Source organism: Mycobacterium hackensackense (assembly GCF_025822555.1).
Taxonomy (GTDB): Bacteria; Actinomycetota; Actinomycetes; order Mycobacteriales; family Mycobacteriaceae; genus Mycobacterium; species Mycobacterium fluoranthenivorans.
In genome coordinates this window covers 827,499-843,236 of the sequence record NZ_JACKUC010000029.1, presented here as the reverse complement: position 1 = coordinate 843,236, position 15,738 = coordinate 827,499, and the positions used below count along the sequence as shown (strand labels likewise).

Annotated in this window: 15 protein-coding genes; 10 read left to right on the top strand and 5 right to left on the bottom strand. The window is 68.1% G+C overall.

Features of this window, described 5'->3' with window-relative positions; all coding sequences use genetic code 11:
* The first annotated feature begins 42 nt into the window (after positions 1-42).
* From H7J86_RS07085 to H7J86_RS07070, 4 genes are all read left to right on the top strand, one after another.
* Positions 43-864, top strand: coding sequence for a BtpA/SgcQ family protein (locus tag H7J86_RS07085; protein ID WP_267290137.1), 822 nt, complete (start codon positions 43-45; stop codon positions 862-864).
* A gap of 112 nt (positions 865-976) precedes the next feature.
* Positions 977-1,267 (top strand): WhiB family transcriptional regulator, encoded by a 291-nt coding sequence (locus H7J86_RS07080; RefSeq protein ID WP_267290134.1) that lies wholly within the window; start codon positions 977-979, stop codon positions 1,265-1,267.
* A gap of 145 nt (positions 1,268-1,412) precedes the next feature.
* Positions 1,413-2,942 (top strand): long-chain-fatty acid--ACP ligase MbtM, encoded by a 1,530-nt coding sequence (gene mbtM, locus H7J86_RS07075; protein ID WP_372517240.1) that lies wholly within the window; start codon positions 1,413-1,415, stop codon positions 2,940-2,942.
* A gap of 15 nt (positions 2,943-2,957) precedes the next feature.
* The gene (locus H7J86_RS07070) at positions 2,958-4,622 is read left to right on the top strand and encodes a CocE/NonD family hydrolase (RefSeq protein ID WP_267290130.1); all 1,665 of its coding nucleotides are present in this window, start codon (positions 2,958-2,960) and stop codon (positions 4,620-4,622) included.
* On the opposite strand, the gene H7J86_RS07065 is transcribed toward H7J86_RS07070, so the two are convergent.
* Complete coding sequence (locus tag H7J86_RS07065) at positions 4,619-5,587, bottom strand: NADPH:quinone oxidoreductase family protein (RefSeq protein ID WP_090355495.1); 969 nt, start codon at positions 5,585-5,587, stop codon at positions 4,619-4,621. The two genes, H7J86_RS07070 and H7J86_RS07065, sit on opposite strands and share 4 nt — an antisense overlap.
* Positions 5,588-5,610: 23 nt before the next feature.
* Here H7J86_RS07065 and H7J86_RS07060 point away from each other — a divergent pair, with 23 nt between their 5' ends.
* Together H7J86_RS07060 and H7J86_RS07055 are read left to right on the top strand one after the other, a co-directional pair.
* Complete coding sequence (locus H7J86_RS07060; RefSeq protein WP_267290128.1) at positions 5,611-6,699, top strand: NAD(P)-dependent alcohol dehydrogenase; 1,089 nt, start codon at positions 5,611-5,613, stop codon at positions 6,697-6,699.
* A gap of 53 nt (positions 6,700-6,752) precedes the next feature.
* Positions 6,753-7,676 (top strand): alpha/beta fold hydrolase, encoded by a 924-nt coding sequence (locus tag H7J86_RS07055; protein WP_090355490.1) that lies wholly within the window; start codon positions 6,753-6,755, stop codon positions 7,674-7,676.
* A gap of 49 nt (positions 7,677-7,725) precedes the next feature.
* On the opposite strand, the gene H7J86_RS07050 is transcribed toward H7J86_RS07055, so the two are convergent.
* Positions 7,726-9,054 carry a flavin monoamine oxidase family protein gene (locus H7J86_RS07050; RefSeq protein ID WP_267290126.1) on the bottom strand — a complete coding sequence of 443 codons (1,329 nt, stop codon included), beginning with the start codon at positions 9,052-9,054 and terminating at the stop codon, positions 7,726-7,728.
* Positions 9,055-9,113: 59 nt separating this feature from the next.
* On the opposite strand from H7J86_RS07050, the gene H7J86_RS07045 reads away from it, so the two are divergent.
* Genes H7J86_RS07045 through mug form a run of 3 tightly spaced genes read left to right on the top strand, consistent with a single transcriptional unit; the run spans position 9,114 to position 12,296 of the window.
* On the top strand, positions 9,114-10,085 hold the full coding sequence (locus H7J86_RS07045) for a TIGR03617 family F420-dependent LLM class oxidoreductase (protein ID WP_187099294.1): 972 nt from the start codon (positions 9,114-9,116) through the stop codon (positions 10,083-10,085).
* A gap of 45 nt (positions 10,086-10,130) precedes the next feature.
* A complete protein-coding gene (locus H7J86_RS07040; RefSeq protein WP_267290124.1) occupies positions 10,131-11,729 on the top strand; it encodes a flavin-containing monooxygenase in 1,599 nt (532 codons plus the stop codon).
* Between the two features lie 48 nt (positions 11,730-11,777).
* Positions 11,778-12,296: a G/U mismatch-specific DNA glycosylase gene (mug, locus tag H7J86_RS07035; RefSeq protein ID WP_267290122.1), complete on the top strand. Its 519-nt coding sequence runs from the start codon at positions 11,778-11,780 to the stop codon at positions 12,294-12,296.
* Here mug and H7J86_RS07030 read toward each other — a convergent pair.
* Positions 12,261-13,016 carry an AraC family transcriptional regulator gene (locus H7J86_RS07030; RefSeq protein ID WP_267290120.1) on the bottom strand — a complete coding sequence of 252 codons (756 nt, stop codon included), beginning with the start codon at positions 13,014-13,016 and terminating at the stop codon, positions 12,261-12,263. The genes mug and H7J86_RS07030 overlap by 36 nt on opposite strands.
* Before the next feature lie 52 nt (positions 13,017-13,068).
* Between H7J86_RS07030 and H7J86_RS07025 the strand changes: the two genes are divergently transcribed.
* Entirely contained in the window at positions 13,069-13,404 is a 336-nt protein-coding gene (locus H7J86_RS07025) for a DUF4345 domain-containing protein (RefSeq protein ID WP_090356223.1), read from the top strand.
* Positions 13,405-13,477: 73 nt separating this feature from the next.
* Here H7J86_RS07025 and H7J86_RS07020 read toward each other — a convergent pair whose 3' ends face one another.
* Both H7J86_RS07020 and H7J86_RS07015 read right to left on the bottom strand, forming a co-directional pair.
* Complete coding sequence (locus tag H7J86_RS07020) at positions 13,478-14,593, bottom strand: Rv3169 family protein (RefSeq protein ID WP_090355472.1); 1,116 nt, start codon at positions 14,591-14,593, stop codon at positions 13,478-13,480.
* A gap of 2 nt (positions 14,594-14,595) precedes the next feature.
* Positions 14,596-15,720, bottom strand: a complete 1,125-nt coding sequence (locus H7J86_RS07015) for a phosphotransferase family protein (RefSeq protein WP_267290118.1) — start codon at positions 15,718-15,720, stop codon at positions 14,596-14,598.
* Positions 15,721-15,738 lie beyond the last annotated feature (18 nt).

Sequence of the window (15,738 nt, the reverse complement as noted above, 5' to 3'; positions counted from 1 at the left end):
CCGCTCCCGATCAGCTTTGTAGTCAATAAGAAAGGCATATCAGTGACCACCACCTGGCTCGACGAGGTCTTCGGAGTACGAAAGCCCGTCATCGCCATGCTCCACCTCAGCGCACTGCCCGGAGATCCCGGCTACGACACCGCCGGCGGGATCGCCGCGGTGGTCGACCGGGCCCGCGCCGAGCTCGACGCGCTGCAGACCGGGGGAGTGGACGGCGTGATGATCAGCAACGAGTTCAGCCTGCCGTATCTGACCAAGACCGAACCGATCACGGCGATCACCATGGCCCGCATCATCGGCGAGCTGCTGCCCGACCTCTTCGTGCCTTACGGCGTCAACGTGTTGTGGGATGGGCGCGCTTCCATCGACCTGGCCGTCGCCACCGGTGCCAAGTTCGTCCGGGAGATCTTCACCGGCGTGTACGCCAGTGATTTCGGCTTGTGGGACACCAACGTCGGCGAGGTGGCCCGGCACCGGGCACGCGTCGGCGGGTCCGCGGTGAAGCTGCTGTTCAACATCGTCCCCGAGTCGGCCACCTATCTGGCCGCGCGCGACCTCGCCTCGATCACCCGCACCACGGTGTTCGCGACGCTGCCCGACGCGATCTGCGTGTCGGGGGCCACCGCGGGCGCGCCGACCGACACGGAGGCGCTGCGTGTGGTGAAGTCCGCGGCCGGTGACGTACCGGTGTTCGTCAACACCGGGGTGCGGGCCGAGAACGTGGCGACGCAACTCGGCGTCGCGGACGGGGCGGTGGTGGGGACGTACTTCAAGGCTGACGGTGTGTTCGAGAACCGCGCCGACCAGAAGCGGGTCGAGGAACTGATGCTCGCCGCCAGGGCATTCCGGGAACAGCTGGCCTGATCCGGGGCACGGGACCGGGCTCGGCTCACGGCGAGTCGATCTCTGGTCCCGTGCCGCACCGCCCGCGACACTGGCAGCACACAGTCACCGGGACAGGAGGCGTTGTCGGCAGATGACGGTACTGAGTGATCACCAGTGGCGAACCGTGCGGCCATTGGTTGAGGACTGGACCTGGCAGACGCTGGGCACCTGCAGGCAGCTGGCTCCCGAGGTGTTCTTCCCCGAGGATTCGGGCCGGTCTGGCCTGCGGGCCCGCGAAGAGCGCGCCAAACAGATCTGCCGCGCGTGCCCCGTCCTCGCGCACTGCCGAGACCATGCCCTGTCGACGCGGGAAACACACGGGGTGTGGGGTGCGATGTCGGCGCGCGACCGCGCCAAACTTCTGACCGCGCGCGGGCAGTAGCGCCACGGACGCCGCCGTTGACGGTGCCGTCAGGGTAGGCGCCCACATGCCGATCCTTTGCTGTAATTTCCTCCCATGACGCTCGGTGCGCCTGGGGTCGCGATATGACCCTCATGACGATCATTGCCCGAATCGCACACCGATGGTGAACCCACTGGCCGCGATACTGCGTGAACGGTTACCGGTCAGCGGCAACCATCTGGTGTTGCTCGAGGACGGCGTCTGGGTCCGGCACCCGTGGCCGGAGATCTATGCCAGGGCCGAGAATGTGGCCGAGTGGGCCCTCGACGCCGGTGTCACCGCGATCGGGCTGGTGGGTGAGCCGTCCGCGGAGTTCGTCGCAGCGGTGATCGGCGCTCAGTTGGCCGGCGCCGCGGTATCGATCCTGCCGGGCCCCATCCGTGGCGCCGATCCCGCGGAATGGGCGCGCGGCACACTGGCACGGTTCGCCGGGATCGGCGTCCGGCCGGTGCTGAGTCACGGGAGCTATCTGGAGCGCCTCGCCGCCGAGTCGCCGGCTGTGGCCGAGCTCGCCACGATCGCGCATCCGCGGCGGTCGTCCACCGTCGCGTTGCCCGACGTCGACGCGCCGATCGCCGTCCTGCAGGGCACCGCCGGTTCCACGGGCACCCCCCGCACGGTGGCGATGTCACCGGCCGCGGTGCTGGCCAACCTGAACGGGCTCAACGAACGCATCGGGGTGGCACCGGACGATGTCGGGTGTTCGTGGTTGCCGCTCTATCACGATATGGGCCTGAGCTTCCTGTTGTCCGGCGCAGTCGCGGCCATCGACGTGTGGCAGGCCCCGACCTCGGCATTCCAGGCCTCACCGTTCCGGTGGCTCAACTGGCTCAGTGATAGTCGGGCCACCATCACGGCCGGACCGAATATGGCCTACGGGATGATCGGCAAATACTCCCGCCGCGTCACCGATGTCGACCTGTCCGCACTGCGCTTCGCGCTCAACGGCGGTGAACCCGTCGACTGTGAACTCACCGAACGGTTCGCGACCGAGATGGTGCGGTTCGGCTTCGATGCGGGGGCCTTGTCGCCGTCCTACGGTCTGGCCGAATCCAACTGCGCGGTCACGGTTCCCGTACCCGGGAGGGGTTTGCGTGCGGTCGAGACCGAAACCGGGAGGCGCGCCGTGCTCGGTGCACCGATCACCGGGATGGAGGTGCGAATCGAACCCCGCGACGACGACACCGACGGAGCCATCGGCGAGATCGCCATCCGCGGCACCTCGATGATGACCGGGTATCTCGGTGACGAGCCACACAGCGACCAATCCTGGTTCCGCACCGGCGATCTCGGCTACTTCGCCGATGGTGGTCTGGTGGTGTGCGGCCGGGCCAAGGAGATCATCACGGTCGCCGGGCGCAACATCTTCCCGACCGAGGTGGAGCAGTTGGCCGCCCAGGTGCCCGGGGTGCGTGAAGGTGCCGTGGTGGCCGTCGGCATCGGCGAGGGGTCGGTGCGGCCCGCCCTGGTGGTCACCGCCGAGTTCCGCGGTCCCGACGAGGCCGGTGCCCGCACCCAGTTGATGCAGCACGTGGCCTCGGGATGCGGAGTCATGCCCGCGGACGTCATCTTCGTCAGGCCGGGCACCCTGCCCAGAACGTCCTCGGGCAAGCTGCGTCGCCTGGAGGTCAGGCGCAATCTGGAGAACCGTTAGCTACGCTGGACATATATGTCTGATCTCACGCCGGCCAAACGCATGCTGACCGCACTGGTACTGCGGGTGGCCGCCGCTCGGTTCGGCCTGGGGCCGCCCACGACGAACTACGACGTGACCCGCGATATCGACGTCCCGACCCGGGATGGCGAACGGCTGCGCACCGACGTCTACACACCGGAGTCGGAGCCGGTCGGCACGCTGCTGATGCGCACCCCGTACGGCCGCTCCAGTCTGTTGGTCACGGTGGTCGTCGGGCTGTACGCCGGACGCGGGTACCGTGTCGTCTTGCAAAGTGCGCGAGGGACTTTCGGTTCCAGCGGAACGTTCGAACCGGGCCGCGACGAGACCGCGGATGCGGCCGACACAGTGGCGTGGCTGCGTACTCAACCATGGTTCGAAGGGCAGTTCGCCACCATGGGGGCGTCCTATCTCGGGTTCACCCAGTGGGCGTTGCTGTCCGACGCGCCGCCGGAGCTGGCCACATCGGTCATCGCCATGGCATCGCATAACTTGGGCGAGTCATGTTGGAGTACAGGGTCATTCGCGCTCGCCGACATCCTCACCTGGAGCTACCAGGTGGCTCATCAGGAAGACGGCGGCACCGTGCGCGGCCTGGTGCGGGCGCTCACCACGGTGCGCAGGATGCGGCGGCCGTTGCAGACGGTGCCGCTGCGCGATGCCGGCGACCGGGTGCTCGACGGCCGCGTCCCCTGGGTGGAGTCCTGGCTGACCACACCGGATCCCGCTGATCCCTTCTGGCAGCCCAGCCGGCTCGACGACGCACTGCACCGGGTGACCGCGCCGGTGCTGCTGATCGCCGGGTGGCAAGACGTGTTCCTCACCCAGACCCTTGAGCAGTACGGCGCGCTGGCGCGCCGGGGTACGGAGCCGGCGTTGATCGTGGGGCCGTGGACCCATGCCGAGGGCGGTGGTGACGCGGTCCGCGAGACGCTGGCCTGGTTGTCCGGGCCACGCTGGAGCGGGGCGCGGATCTACGTCAGTGGTGGTACCGGGGCGAGCGAAGCGACGGGGAATGGCACCGGCGCCGGCGCGAGCGAGAGCCCGTGGCGTGAGCTGACCGCATGGCCACCGCCTGCCGAGAACACCGTGCTGTACCTGCAGTCCCGGGCCGCACTGTCCGACCGGCGGCCTGCCGATGAGGGGACCATCGCCCGGTTCGTGTTCGACCCGGCCGACCCGACCCCGACGGTCGGTGGCCGACTTCTGTTCGCGCCCAGTGGGTACTGCGAGGACGGGGCTCTGGCCGCGCGTGCCGATGTCGTCACCTTCACCACCGCCTCGCTCACCGAGGCGCTGGAGGTGATCGGCACCCCGCGGATCGAGCTCGTGCACCGCACCGACATCGGGTGGGCCGACGTGTGGGTGCGGATCAGTGAGGTGGGGCCCGGCGGCGCGTCCCGCAATGTCAGCGACGGCTACGTGCGACGGACACCCGGGGCCGAACCGGTGCTGCAGCTGGACCTGGACCCGATCGCGCACCGGTTCTCCGCCGGCTCCCGGATCAGGCTGCTGATCGCCGGCGGCTCGCATCCACGCTATGCGCGCAACCATGGCACCGGCGAATCGGTATGGGCGGCAACGCAGATGGTGTCGTCATCCCATGAGATCGGCGCCGGCTCCCGATTGCTGCTGCCGGTGCCGACGGACCCGGCCTAGCGCACCTTCAGCACGACTTTCCCGGTGGCACTGCGGTTTTCCAGCGACGCGATGGCGTCACCGGCCCGTTCGAACGGATAGACCTCGGGTTCGGGTGCGCTGACCGCGCCGGACGCCAGCAGCGGGGCCAGCTCCGCCCACTGCTGCGCGAGGTAACCCGGGTGGGTCATGGTCCACGCGCCCCAGCCGACACCGACGGCGTCGACGTTGTTGAGCAGCAACCGATTCACCTTGACGGTCGGGATCTCGCCGCCGGTGAACCCGACCACCAGCAACCGGCCACCCGGCGCCAGGGAACGCAGCGAGTCGGTGAACCGGTCCCCGCCCACCGGATCCAGCACGATGTCCACGCCGCGGCCGCCGGTCAGCTCGGCCACCGCGTCCTTGAACCCGTCGGCCAGCACCACATCGGTGGCTCCTGCGGCACGGGCGGTCTCACCCTTGGCCTCGGTGCTCACCACCGCGATCACCCGGGCGGCGCCGAACGCCGGCGCCAGCCGTAGCGTCGAGGTACCGATCCCGCCGGCGGCACCGTGCACCAGCACCGTCTCCCCGGCGGCCAACCGGCCACGGGTCCGCAAGGCGAAGTGCACCGTCAGATCGTTGAACAGCACGCCCGCACCGGCCTCGAAGGACACCGAGTCGGGCAAGGCGAACACCCGCTCGGCGGGCAGCGTCACCACCTCTGCCATCCCGCCGGTGAGCAGCGTCAGTCCCGCCACCCGATCCCCGGCGCGCACATGGGCATCGGCCGGTGCGCTGCGCACCACCCCGGCTACCTCGGCTCCCGGGATGTAGGGCAACGGCGCCTTGTACTGATAGAGCCCGCGGGTCTGCAGGGCGTCGGGGAATGCCACGCCGGCCGCGTGCACCTCGATCACCACCCCGTCGGTGCCTGGCTCCTCGATGTCGACCAACTCCGCGACCGACGGACCGTCCAACCGGGGTATGTGTATGGCGCGCATGAAGCACCATTTAACATCCCGGCGTGATATCAGCACGTGCCGCGGTACTCCGCGCAGCAGGTCAGGACCCGCAGCTCACCGCTATCGAACTGCGAGATCCGGTCGCTGACGAGGTGCTCGTCCGCATCGAGGCCGTCGGCATCTGCCATACCGACATCAGCGTGGCGTCCTGGTTTTCCAAGGTGCCCATGGTGTTCGGGCACGAAGGCACCGGCACCGTCGTGGCCGCGGGACCCCGGGCACAGGACCGCATCGGGGCGCGGGTGGTGCTCACCTTCGCCAGCTGCGGCACATGCGCCAACTGTGCCGGTGACCGTCCGGCCTACTGCGACCAGTCGACCAACCTGAACATGAGGGGTAGCCGCCGCGACGACACCAGCGCCCTGTGCCTGGACGGTGAGCCCATCACCGGAGGATTCTTCGGCCAGTCCAGCTTCGCCACCTACGCCATCGCCCGCAGCCGCAACGCCGTCACGCTGCCCGAGGGCATCGACCCCGCGCTGGCCGCACCGCTGGGCTGCAGCGTGCAGACCGGTGCCGGTGCGGTGCTCAACGTGCTGACCCCGGCCGCCGACGACGCGGTCGTCGTGTTCGGTGCCGGCGCGGTCGGGCTGTCGGCGGTGATGGGGGCTCGCATCGCCCGGTGCCGCACCGTCATCGCCGTCGACCCGATCGCCGCGCGCCGCGAACTCGCCACCGAACTGGGCGCCACCCACACGTTCGACCCCGCCGGTACCGACATCCCGGCCGCCGTGCTGGAGCTGACCGGTGGGGCCGCGGCCGTCATCGACACCACGGCCCGCCCGGAGGTCGTCGCTTCCGCGGTCGGGCTGCTGCGCTCTCGCGGCACCCTGGCGCTGCTCGGGCTCGGCGCGCCGATGGCCGAGCTGCCGGTCGCGCTCATCATGGCCAAGGGCATCACCGTGCGCGGCGTCGTCGAGGGTGACAGCGACCCGCATGTGTTCATCCCGTACCTCGCCGACCTGCACCTGCGTGGTGAGTTGCCCCTGGACAAGCTGGTCACCAGCTTCCCCTTCGATGATTTCGGACGGGTGTGGTCCGCGGCGAAGGCCGCCGAGGTGATCAAACCGGTGCTCGTCACCTCGGATTGACACGGCGTAGGCTGGGCGGTCCGGCAAAGAGGCCGAGACGATTGGAGCAGGCGATGGCGCTTCCCTCGCTACCTTCGAGCCGCACGTTGACAGTGCGTTCGGCCGACGGCACCCGGCTACACGCGCAGGTGTTCGGGCCGGAGCACGGTTACCCGATCGTGCTGGCACACGGCATCACCTGCGCCCTGGAGGTCTGGGCCCACCAGATCGCGGATCTGGCCGGCGACTACCGCGTCATCGCCTACGACCACCGCGGCCACGGCCGCAGCGAAACCCCCAGGGAGCGCCGCGGCTACAGCCTCAACCACCTGGCCGCCGACCTCGATGCCGTCCTGGACGCCACGTTGGTGCCCGGTGAGCGGGCTGTCATCGCCGGGCACTCGATGGGCGGGATCGCGATCTCGTCCTGGTCGCAGCGCTACCCGCAGCGCGTAGCCCAGTGCGCCGACGCCGTCGCCCTGATCAACACCACGACGGGGGACCTGTTGCGCAATGTGCGGCTCGCGCCGGTGCCCGCCCCGCTCACACAGGCCCGGATCCGGGCCGCCGGGACCTTCCTCAAGACGTTCGGGGCCACTCCGATCCCCAACCTCGCAGGCGGGCCCAACAAGCGATTCGTCCAATACCTGGCCGTCGGCCGCGATGCGGACCCGGAGGTGGCCGACCTGATCTACCGGCTGTTCGCCGCCACCCCGCCGGCCGGCCGCGGCGGGTGGGCCAGGGTTCTGGTGGACGGCCTTGGGCCCACACACATTTCGCTGCACAACCTGACGGTGCCGACGCTGGTGATCGGCAGCCGCAAGGACCGGCTGCTACCGATCAACTCGTCGCGTCACATCGCCGAACACGCACCCAATCTTTCGGCGTTCGTCGAGATGTCCGGTGGCCACTGCGCCATCCTGGAACGGCCGGCCGAGGTGAACCGGCAATTGCGCAGCCTCGCCGAATCGGTGGCGCGGCAACAGCTCAGTTCCTGAGCGATTTCGGCGCGCTCGCGTTCGGTGGGCGAACGCGAGCGCGCCGAAATCACCGACTGAGGTAGTCGATCACCTCGGCAGCCGCACGCTGCCCGGAACGCACCGCGCCGTCGAGGAACCCGGTCCATTTGTCGGCGGTCTCGGTACCCGCCCAGAACACGCCGTCCACCGGGGCCCGCAGCACGTGGCCGTAGTTGCTCCACGATCCCGGCGGCACCGCCGCGGTGGGGCCGCCCGGCGCGAAAGGTTCCGCACCCCAGCAATGATCGATGTAGTCGATGGGGTTCGCGGCCGCTTCGCCGAACAGCGCGGTGAAGTTGCGCAGGGCCCGTTCCCGGCGTTGCGCTGCCGGCAGCGGGTCGAAGGTGCGGGCGTCGGCGAAGCCCAGTAGCACCCCCGGTCCGTCGTCGCTCGGGCTGACGTCGAAGGTGATGAACACCGGTCCTTCGTCGGACAGCGCCTCCCCGGAAAAGCCCGCCGCCCGCCAGAACGGCTTCTCGTAGGCGACGTAGGCCTTGCTGAGATTGCCCTGCGGCCAATGCGCGATGAGTTCCCGGTGATCTTCGGGCAGGGCCGGCTCGAAGGCGATCGCCCCGCGATGGGCGGGCGGGATCGCGACGATCACCGCCGTGGCGTGCCATGACTCTGCCGCCGATTCCACGCGATAGCCGGTGTCGTCCCGCGCGATCCGGAGTACGGCCGTGTTCAGGTAGACGGTCAGGTCTTCAGCCATCCGCACCGCGATCGGTTGCGTCCCGGCGGGGAAGCGGTCCTGCTGGGCGCCGCCCTTGACGTCGAGCATCGGTCCCAGGCCGCCGGCCGCCTTCACGTAGCGCACTGCGTGCAGCATCGAGACCTCGTCGGGTTCGCACCCCCAGGTCACCCGGGACATGATCGCCATCAGATTCCGCGTCGAGGCATTCGCGTGCACAGACCGCAGCCAGCTGTCCAGGCTGCGCCGGTCGAGCCGCGCGGCGGCGGGGACCGACCACGGGTTGGTCACCGGGATCAGCCGGGACAGCCGCTCGAAACGCCACTGGATACGGGACACGTCGAACAGTTCGATCATCGACAGCTTGGGGATGGTGCTCCGATAGGACCGCACCCGTCCGTGCCAATCGATCAGGTTCTTCCCGCGGGTGTGGGTGGGCACGGTCTCGCAGCCCAGCTCGGCGGCCAGCGTGAGCACCGCGTCCTGGGTCGGGCCGACGAAGGTGCCGCCCAGGTCGACCGGCACGCCGGCGATCGTGGTCGTGTACGACCGGCCGCCGACGCGGTCGCGGCCCTCCAGCACCACCACCTCGTGCCCGAGTTTGGTCAGCTCACGCGCTGCCGACAGTCCCGCGAATCCGGCTCCCACCACGATGACATCGCCCACAGGCTCAGTCTGCCCCGAATCTTCGCAGAATCGCACTAAGGTGAGCCGCTGTGAAGGTCATGACGGCGTTGTACGGGCCGACCGACGCTGTCGACCGTGCGCGGGCGCTGCGCGATGCCGGGGCCAGTGGGGTGTTCACCTTCGAAGGGCCGCACGACGTTTTCACGCCGCTGACGCTGGCGTCCACCGTGGGCGGCCTGGATCTTATGACCAATGTGGCGATCGCATTCCCGCGCAATCCGATTCACCTGGCGCACCAGGCCATCGATCATCAGATCCTGTCTGGCGGCCGGTTCACCCTGGGGCTCGGCACTCAGATCCGCACCCAGATCGAGAAGCGGTTCGGCGCCGATTTCGACCGGCCGGTGGCGCGGATGACCGAAATGGTCGCGGCACTGCGGGCCATCTTCACCACCTGGTCGACAGGGGAGCGGCTGGAGTTCCGGGGCGAGTTCTATCGGCACACCCTGATGACCCCGACCTTCACGCCGCGCGGCAACGTCTACGGGCCGCCGCCCATCTATGTGGGTGCGCTGGGTCCGCGACTGACCCGGGCGGTGGCTGAGCACGCCGACGGCTTGCTGGTGATGCCGTTCGGGAACAAGAAGTTCCTCCACGAGGTCACGATGGCCGCCGTCGATGAAGGGCTCGCCGCGGCCGGGCGGGATCGCGCCGACCTGGCGATCGTGCCGGAGATCATCGTCTCGGTGGGCGACGACCACGCCGCGACGCGCCAGTTGCTGGCGTTCTACGGTTCCACTCCGGCCTACCGGCCCGTACTGGACGTGCACGGATGGGGCGACCTGCAGCCCGAACTCAACGCGCTGTCCAAGCAGGGACGGTGGACGGAGATGGGGGCGCTGATCGACGACGACGTGCTGCACACCATCGCCGCATGCGGTACACCCACCGAGGTGGCCGCCCATATCAGGGATCGGGTGGCCGGTATCTCGGACCGGATCTGCATCTACCAGCCCGGACCGATCGCGGTGGATTCACTGGCGCAGATCGTTGACGCGCTGCGCACCTGAGCACCTATGGTGGTGGTACGGCAACGGACCACGAGGAGGTTGTCCATGGGCGAGGAGCAGGTCGAGTCCTCTCCCGAATGGTCAGATGTACTGATCATCGGGGCCGGGATCTCCGGGATCAACGCCGCCTACCGCATCCACGAACAGAACCCGCAGCTGAGCTACACCATTCTGGAGCGGCGTGAACGCATCGGCGGCACATGGGATCTGTTCCGGTATCCGGGTATTCGATCTGATAGCGATATCTTCACCCTGAGCTTCCCCTACGAGCCGTGGACCCGGCAGGAACACGTCGCCGACGGCGCCGATATCCGCCACTACCTCACCGATGTGGCCCGCAAATACAGCATCGATCGGCACATCCGGTTCGGCACCCGGGTGCTCTCGGCCGATTGGGACTCGGCCACTGATACCTGGACGGTGCGTACCAGGGCGAGCGAAGCGACGGGGGAAAATTCCAGGGCGAGCGAAGCGACGGGGGAAAATTCGAGGGCGAGCGAAGCGACGGGGGGCGATTCCGATGGCGCGGTGTACCGGGGGCGGTTCCTGTTCTTCGGTACCGGCTATTACGACTACGACCAGCCGCACAACCCGCCGATCCCCGGAATGGAGGATTTCGGCGGTCAGGTCGTACATCCGCAGTTCTGGCCCGAGTCATTGGATTACGCAGGCAAGAAGGTGGTGGTGATCGGCAGCGGCGCGACGGCGATCAGCCTGGTGCCCGCGCTGGCCGAGCAGGCCGCCCACGTCACCATGCTGCAGCGCTCCCCGACCTACATGGCATCGATGTCCGCTGTCCCTGCTTTCACGCAGGGAATCCGGAACATACTGCCGCGCAAGATGTCTCATCAGATCGTGCGCACACTCAACGCCTGGGTTCACTACCTGACGTACGTCTTCTTCCGGAAGGCCCCGAACATGGGGCGCAAGGTGATCCGCGACCGCAACAAGGCGCGACTGCCGCACGGATATCCCATCGATGTGCATTTCAACCCGCGCTACCGGCCATGGGATCAGCGGATGTGTCTGGTGCTCGACGGCGATCTCTTCGAAGACATCAGTGCCGGGCGTGTCGAGGTGATCACCGACCACATCGACCACGTCGACACCACCGGCATCGTGTTGAAGTCGGGCGAGCGGGTGGACGCCGACATCATCGTCACCGCGACGGGGCTGACGCTGCAGGCGCTCGGCGGGATCGAGCTCAGTATCGACATGGAGCGCATCGACCCCACCGATCGCTTCGTCTACAAGGAGCACCTCCTCGAGGAGGTGCCGAATATGGCGTGGTGTGTCGGCTACACCAACGCCTCGTGGACACTGCGGGCCGACATGACCGCCAAAGCAGTGGCAAAGCTGCTGGCCTACATGGACTCTCACGGATACACCCATGCCTATCCACATTTGGGTGGGGTACCCATGCAGGAGAGACCGGCCTGGGATCTCAACGCCGGGTACGTGCAGCGTGCCCCGCATGCGCTGCCGAAATCCGGTACCCGGCGGCCGTGGAAGGTGCGGCACAACTACGCCCTCGATGCCTTGGAGCACCGGCTCGACCGGATCGGTGAGTCGATGGTCTTCGGCCGGGTGCCGGTCAACTCCGCCGCTGGCAAGCCGGCCGCCACACCGAAGGTCGCCATCTAGTTCCGGGCAGCTATCGATTCCATTCGACCACAGTGCACAATCTCACTGATGGGGTATTCGCCCGACATCCTGGCCACCGGCCTGGATGTCGTCTTCTGCGGGATCAACCCGGCGTCCACCGCCGCGGCCGACGGTCACAATTTCTCCAGCCCGAGCAACCGGTTCTGGACGGTACTGCACCGTGCGGGATTCACCGACGTCCGGCTGCGTCCCGACCAGGAGCAGCTGCTGCTGACCTACGGCTGCGGTATCACCGCTGTGGTGACCCGGCCGACGCCGCGGGCCAGTGACGTCACCGCAGCCGAATTTCGTGACTCGGCACCGGTGTTCGAGGCCAAGATCCGGCATTACGCGCCGCGGGTGGTCGCGTTCCTCGGCAAGCGTGCGCTGGCGGCGATGCTGTCGCGTCCCGATCTCGAGTGGGGACGGCAACCGCGTGACATCGCGGGCGCACAGGCGTGGGTGCTGCCCAATCCGAGCGGTCTGAACCGGAATTTCACACTCGACGCGCTCGTCGCCGCGTATGCCGAATTACGGCGTGCGGATGGTGACGCCGGTCGCCAGTAGCTGGGTGGCGGACAGTCCGAACGTCGTCTTGAACCGGTCGGCCAGGTGCGACGGGCTGGCGAAACCTGCCTCGGCAGCGGCGGTGGTGAGATTGCTGCCGGTCGCCAGCTCGGTTCCGGCCCGGATCAGCCGGCTCCACAGCCGGTAGCGCCGCAGGCTGCATCCGGTCTCTTGCCGGAACAGGTGCAGGAACCGCGATTCGGACAATCCGGAGGCCGCGGCCATTTCTCCGGCCGGGATGGACACCGCGGGATCGTCACGAATCTGTTTGGCCGCCATCTTGATCCGGGCATCGATGGGGTGGATTGCGGCGGGGGCCGCGGCATCGCGCCAGCGTGCCGCGGCGCCATCATCCTGGGGCAGCGTCAACAACGCGTCCCGGCGCTCATGGTCGATGCCGACAGCGCCCTGGAACTGGGTGAAACGAAGCCGGCAGGACGCGCTGCGCTCGGACGCGGGATCGAGGTAGCAGGTCACCAAACGGCCGTCCAGGGCCAAGTGGTGGGTCACCCGCGGTGAGATGAGCGCCGTACGTGTGACGACCCGCTGGGTACCCACGGTGACGGTCAGCGGTCCGTCGACCCCGACGGCCAGGCACCACGCCGACCCGGAATGCGGGTCCAATCCCAGCGCTGGACCGGCATACAACGCCTGCCCGGGCCACAACCACACCGTTGGGGAGCAGGTTTGTGGAAGCGCCGCCGGTACGGGGCTGGGCATGCTGGACTCCTGATCGCTGACGAAACAGGAGGTTACCGTGGTCGAACTCGTCATGGCGCTGTTCTTCGCCGGTATGGGTCTGTACGCACTGACGGCCCCGGCAACCATGTTGCGCCCGTTCGGCGTCACCCTCGGCACGGCGACCGCGCGCGCTGAAGTCCGCGCCGTGTACGGCGGGTTCGGTCTGGCCATCGCCGCGGTGCTCGTCTACGCATCACGGGTGCCGGAGGCGCGCACCGGCGTACTGATCACCGTCGGTGTCGCCCTGGCGGGGATGGCTGTCGGACGGGTGGTGTCGGTGTTCGACGGGCGGACGCCGTTCTACCCCAACTGGTTCTACTGCCTGGTGGAAGCTGTGGCCGCGGCGGCGCTGTTCGGGGCGGTGTGACGCGCCTGCCCGCACGACCCTGACGTCGATCTCGCTGGAGCACCGCGCAGGTGTGGTGCTCCAGACTCTCCGGTTACGGCGCGACGGTCAGCCAGTCGGCGAACCCGGACGGGTCGTGCCGGCCCAGCGCGCCGTGCTCGAACAATCCCCAGCCCTCGGCGGGGGAGCGGTCACCTTCGGTGCAGACGGCGCGGCCGACGTGATCGATCACCCCGAACCCGGAGCGCCCGATGATGGCCGGATCGGTCATGTCGTAGGTGAGCCGTTCGGTGAACTTCTCGCCTCGCCATACGCCGTGCGTCCAGTCCGAGTCGCCGCCGTAGCCACCGCCGACGTGAATGGGCACGGGCAGTTTGGATTCCACCTCAAAACGCAGCACCGCACCGTCACTCGCGGTGGCGTCGATGGTGGCGCCGGTGGGAATGCGGGTGCCGGAACGGTAGTGGATCTTCACCCGCGGCCAGCCGAGCTGCTCGACGCGCCCGTCCTTCCAGATTCGGGTGCAGTCGTTGAGCGAGCGGAACCCGTTGGGCTCCTCCTGGATGATCACCACGATCGAGAACTCGTCGAACGCCATCGGCACGTACAGCCACCACATGCCCTCGAAGGGCGGGTCCGCCGGCCGGCCCGCGGGCTCGGCCTCACCGATCGGCCGGATACCCCACGACCGGTCCCGGGATCCGATCCACACGGCGGGGTCCACCGTGATGTGTTCCCCATCGATCTGCAATGAGCCACTCCACGAACCCAGTTGGGCGAAGCGCTGGGCGTCCAGGGTGACCCGGTTACCCTGCCGCATGATGTGCGGCTGCTCCTGCACCACGTCGAACAAACCGTTCCAGGTGAGGTCGGCGGCGATCCCGTCGGTCTCGTCCAGGGTGATCCGCAGCTTCTGCAGCGGCTCCTGGACGTCGATGCGGTAGCCCAGCACGTGCTGGTTGAGCCGATCCTGGTCGATGGCATCGGACAGGTGCACCGCGGTCTGGGTGTCCCCGCGCCTGACCAACAGGAAGGCGTCCTTCACCCCGAGGTTGGGGTAGTAGCCGATACCGGTGATGAGGAAGATGTCCCCACTGCGGTCATGCGCGTTGTAGTAGGACCGGTCATAGAAATTGCGGTCCGAAGATCCCGGCCAGGCAATGGGTTTCGGGATCTGATGGACGGGGAATTCGTCGAGCGGACCGAGCATGTCTAGGAGTCCTCCAGCAGTCGTCGCAGCAATGAGGCGTGATAGAACGTCGACTCCACGTCCTCGGGTTTGTCCATCTCGCCGAAGTGCACACGGCGTGCGGTGGTGCGCATGAATACGCAGCACCAGATCACACCGGAGTAGATGTAGAACCAGCGCAGGTCGCCCAGGGTGGCTCCGGTCAGCCGTTCGTAGGTGGCGCGCACGTCCTCCTCGCGTAGCACGTCCGGCAGGCCGGGCAGCCCTGCCAGTCCGGCCAGCTCCTGGAACACCATGTGCGCGAAGATGATCCACGAGACGTCCAGCTCGCGTGGGCCGACGGTCGCCATCTCCCAGTCCAGCACCGCGGCCGGCCGGAAGTCTTCGTAGAGCACGTTGCCGATACGTGAGTCGCCCCACGCCAGCACGGGAGTCGTGGCGGCCACCTTGGCCGGGAAGTTGTCCGCCAACCAGCCCAATGCCCGCTCGACCAGCTCGGAACGCCCGATATCGGGCACCGAGAACTCATACCAATCCTTGAGCCAGCCGAAATGCCTGGCCAGCGGGGTGTCTCCGGGTGGGTCGGATTCGGACAGGAACGCAAACCGTTGCGCGGCATCGGGAATCGAGTGAAGTGCGGCCAGCACTTCGACGGTGGAGTCCTGCAATTCGCGCTGCCGATCCACCGGTGCGTCGGCGAACCAGTTGCCGCCGAACGTGTAGGGCATGACATCGGGCGGCACGATGCCGTCGACACGGTCCATCAGGAAGAACGGGGTGCCCAGCACGTCACCGGTGGTGTCGATCCAGCGGACCCGGGGGACCGGCACATCGGTGAGCTCGCCCACCTGGCGCATGAGTTCGAATTGGTGGTCGAGCCGGTATGAGGAGAACACCGGAACATCGGCATCGGTGGGGGCGACGCGTGCGACCAGGCGCTGCTGCGTGCCGTCCCAGTCGACGGTCAGCAGGATGGTCTCCGAGGACATGCCGTTGGCGTCCACGCCGCTCTCGACGGTGACGGTGGGAGTGCCGTGGCCGGGCAGTTGCGTCCCGAGCCATTGGGCGATCGCGGCGGGCACGGTGCTGACGTCGCGGCTGGAGTGCTGGAGGCGGCTGACGTCTTCGACGGCCGGTTCGTTCGACACGGTGTTCCTTCCGATACC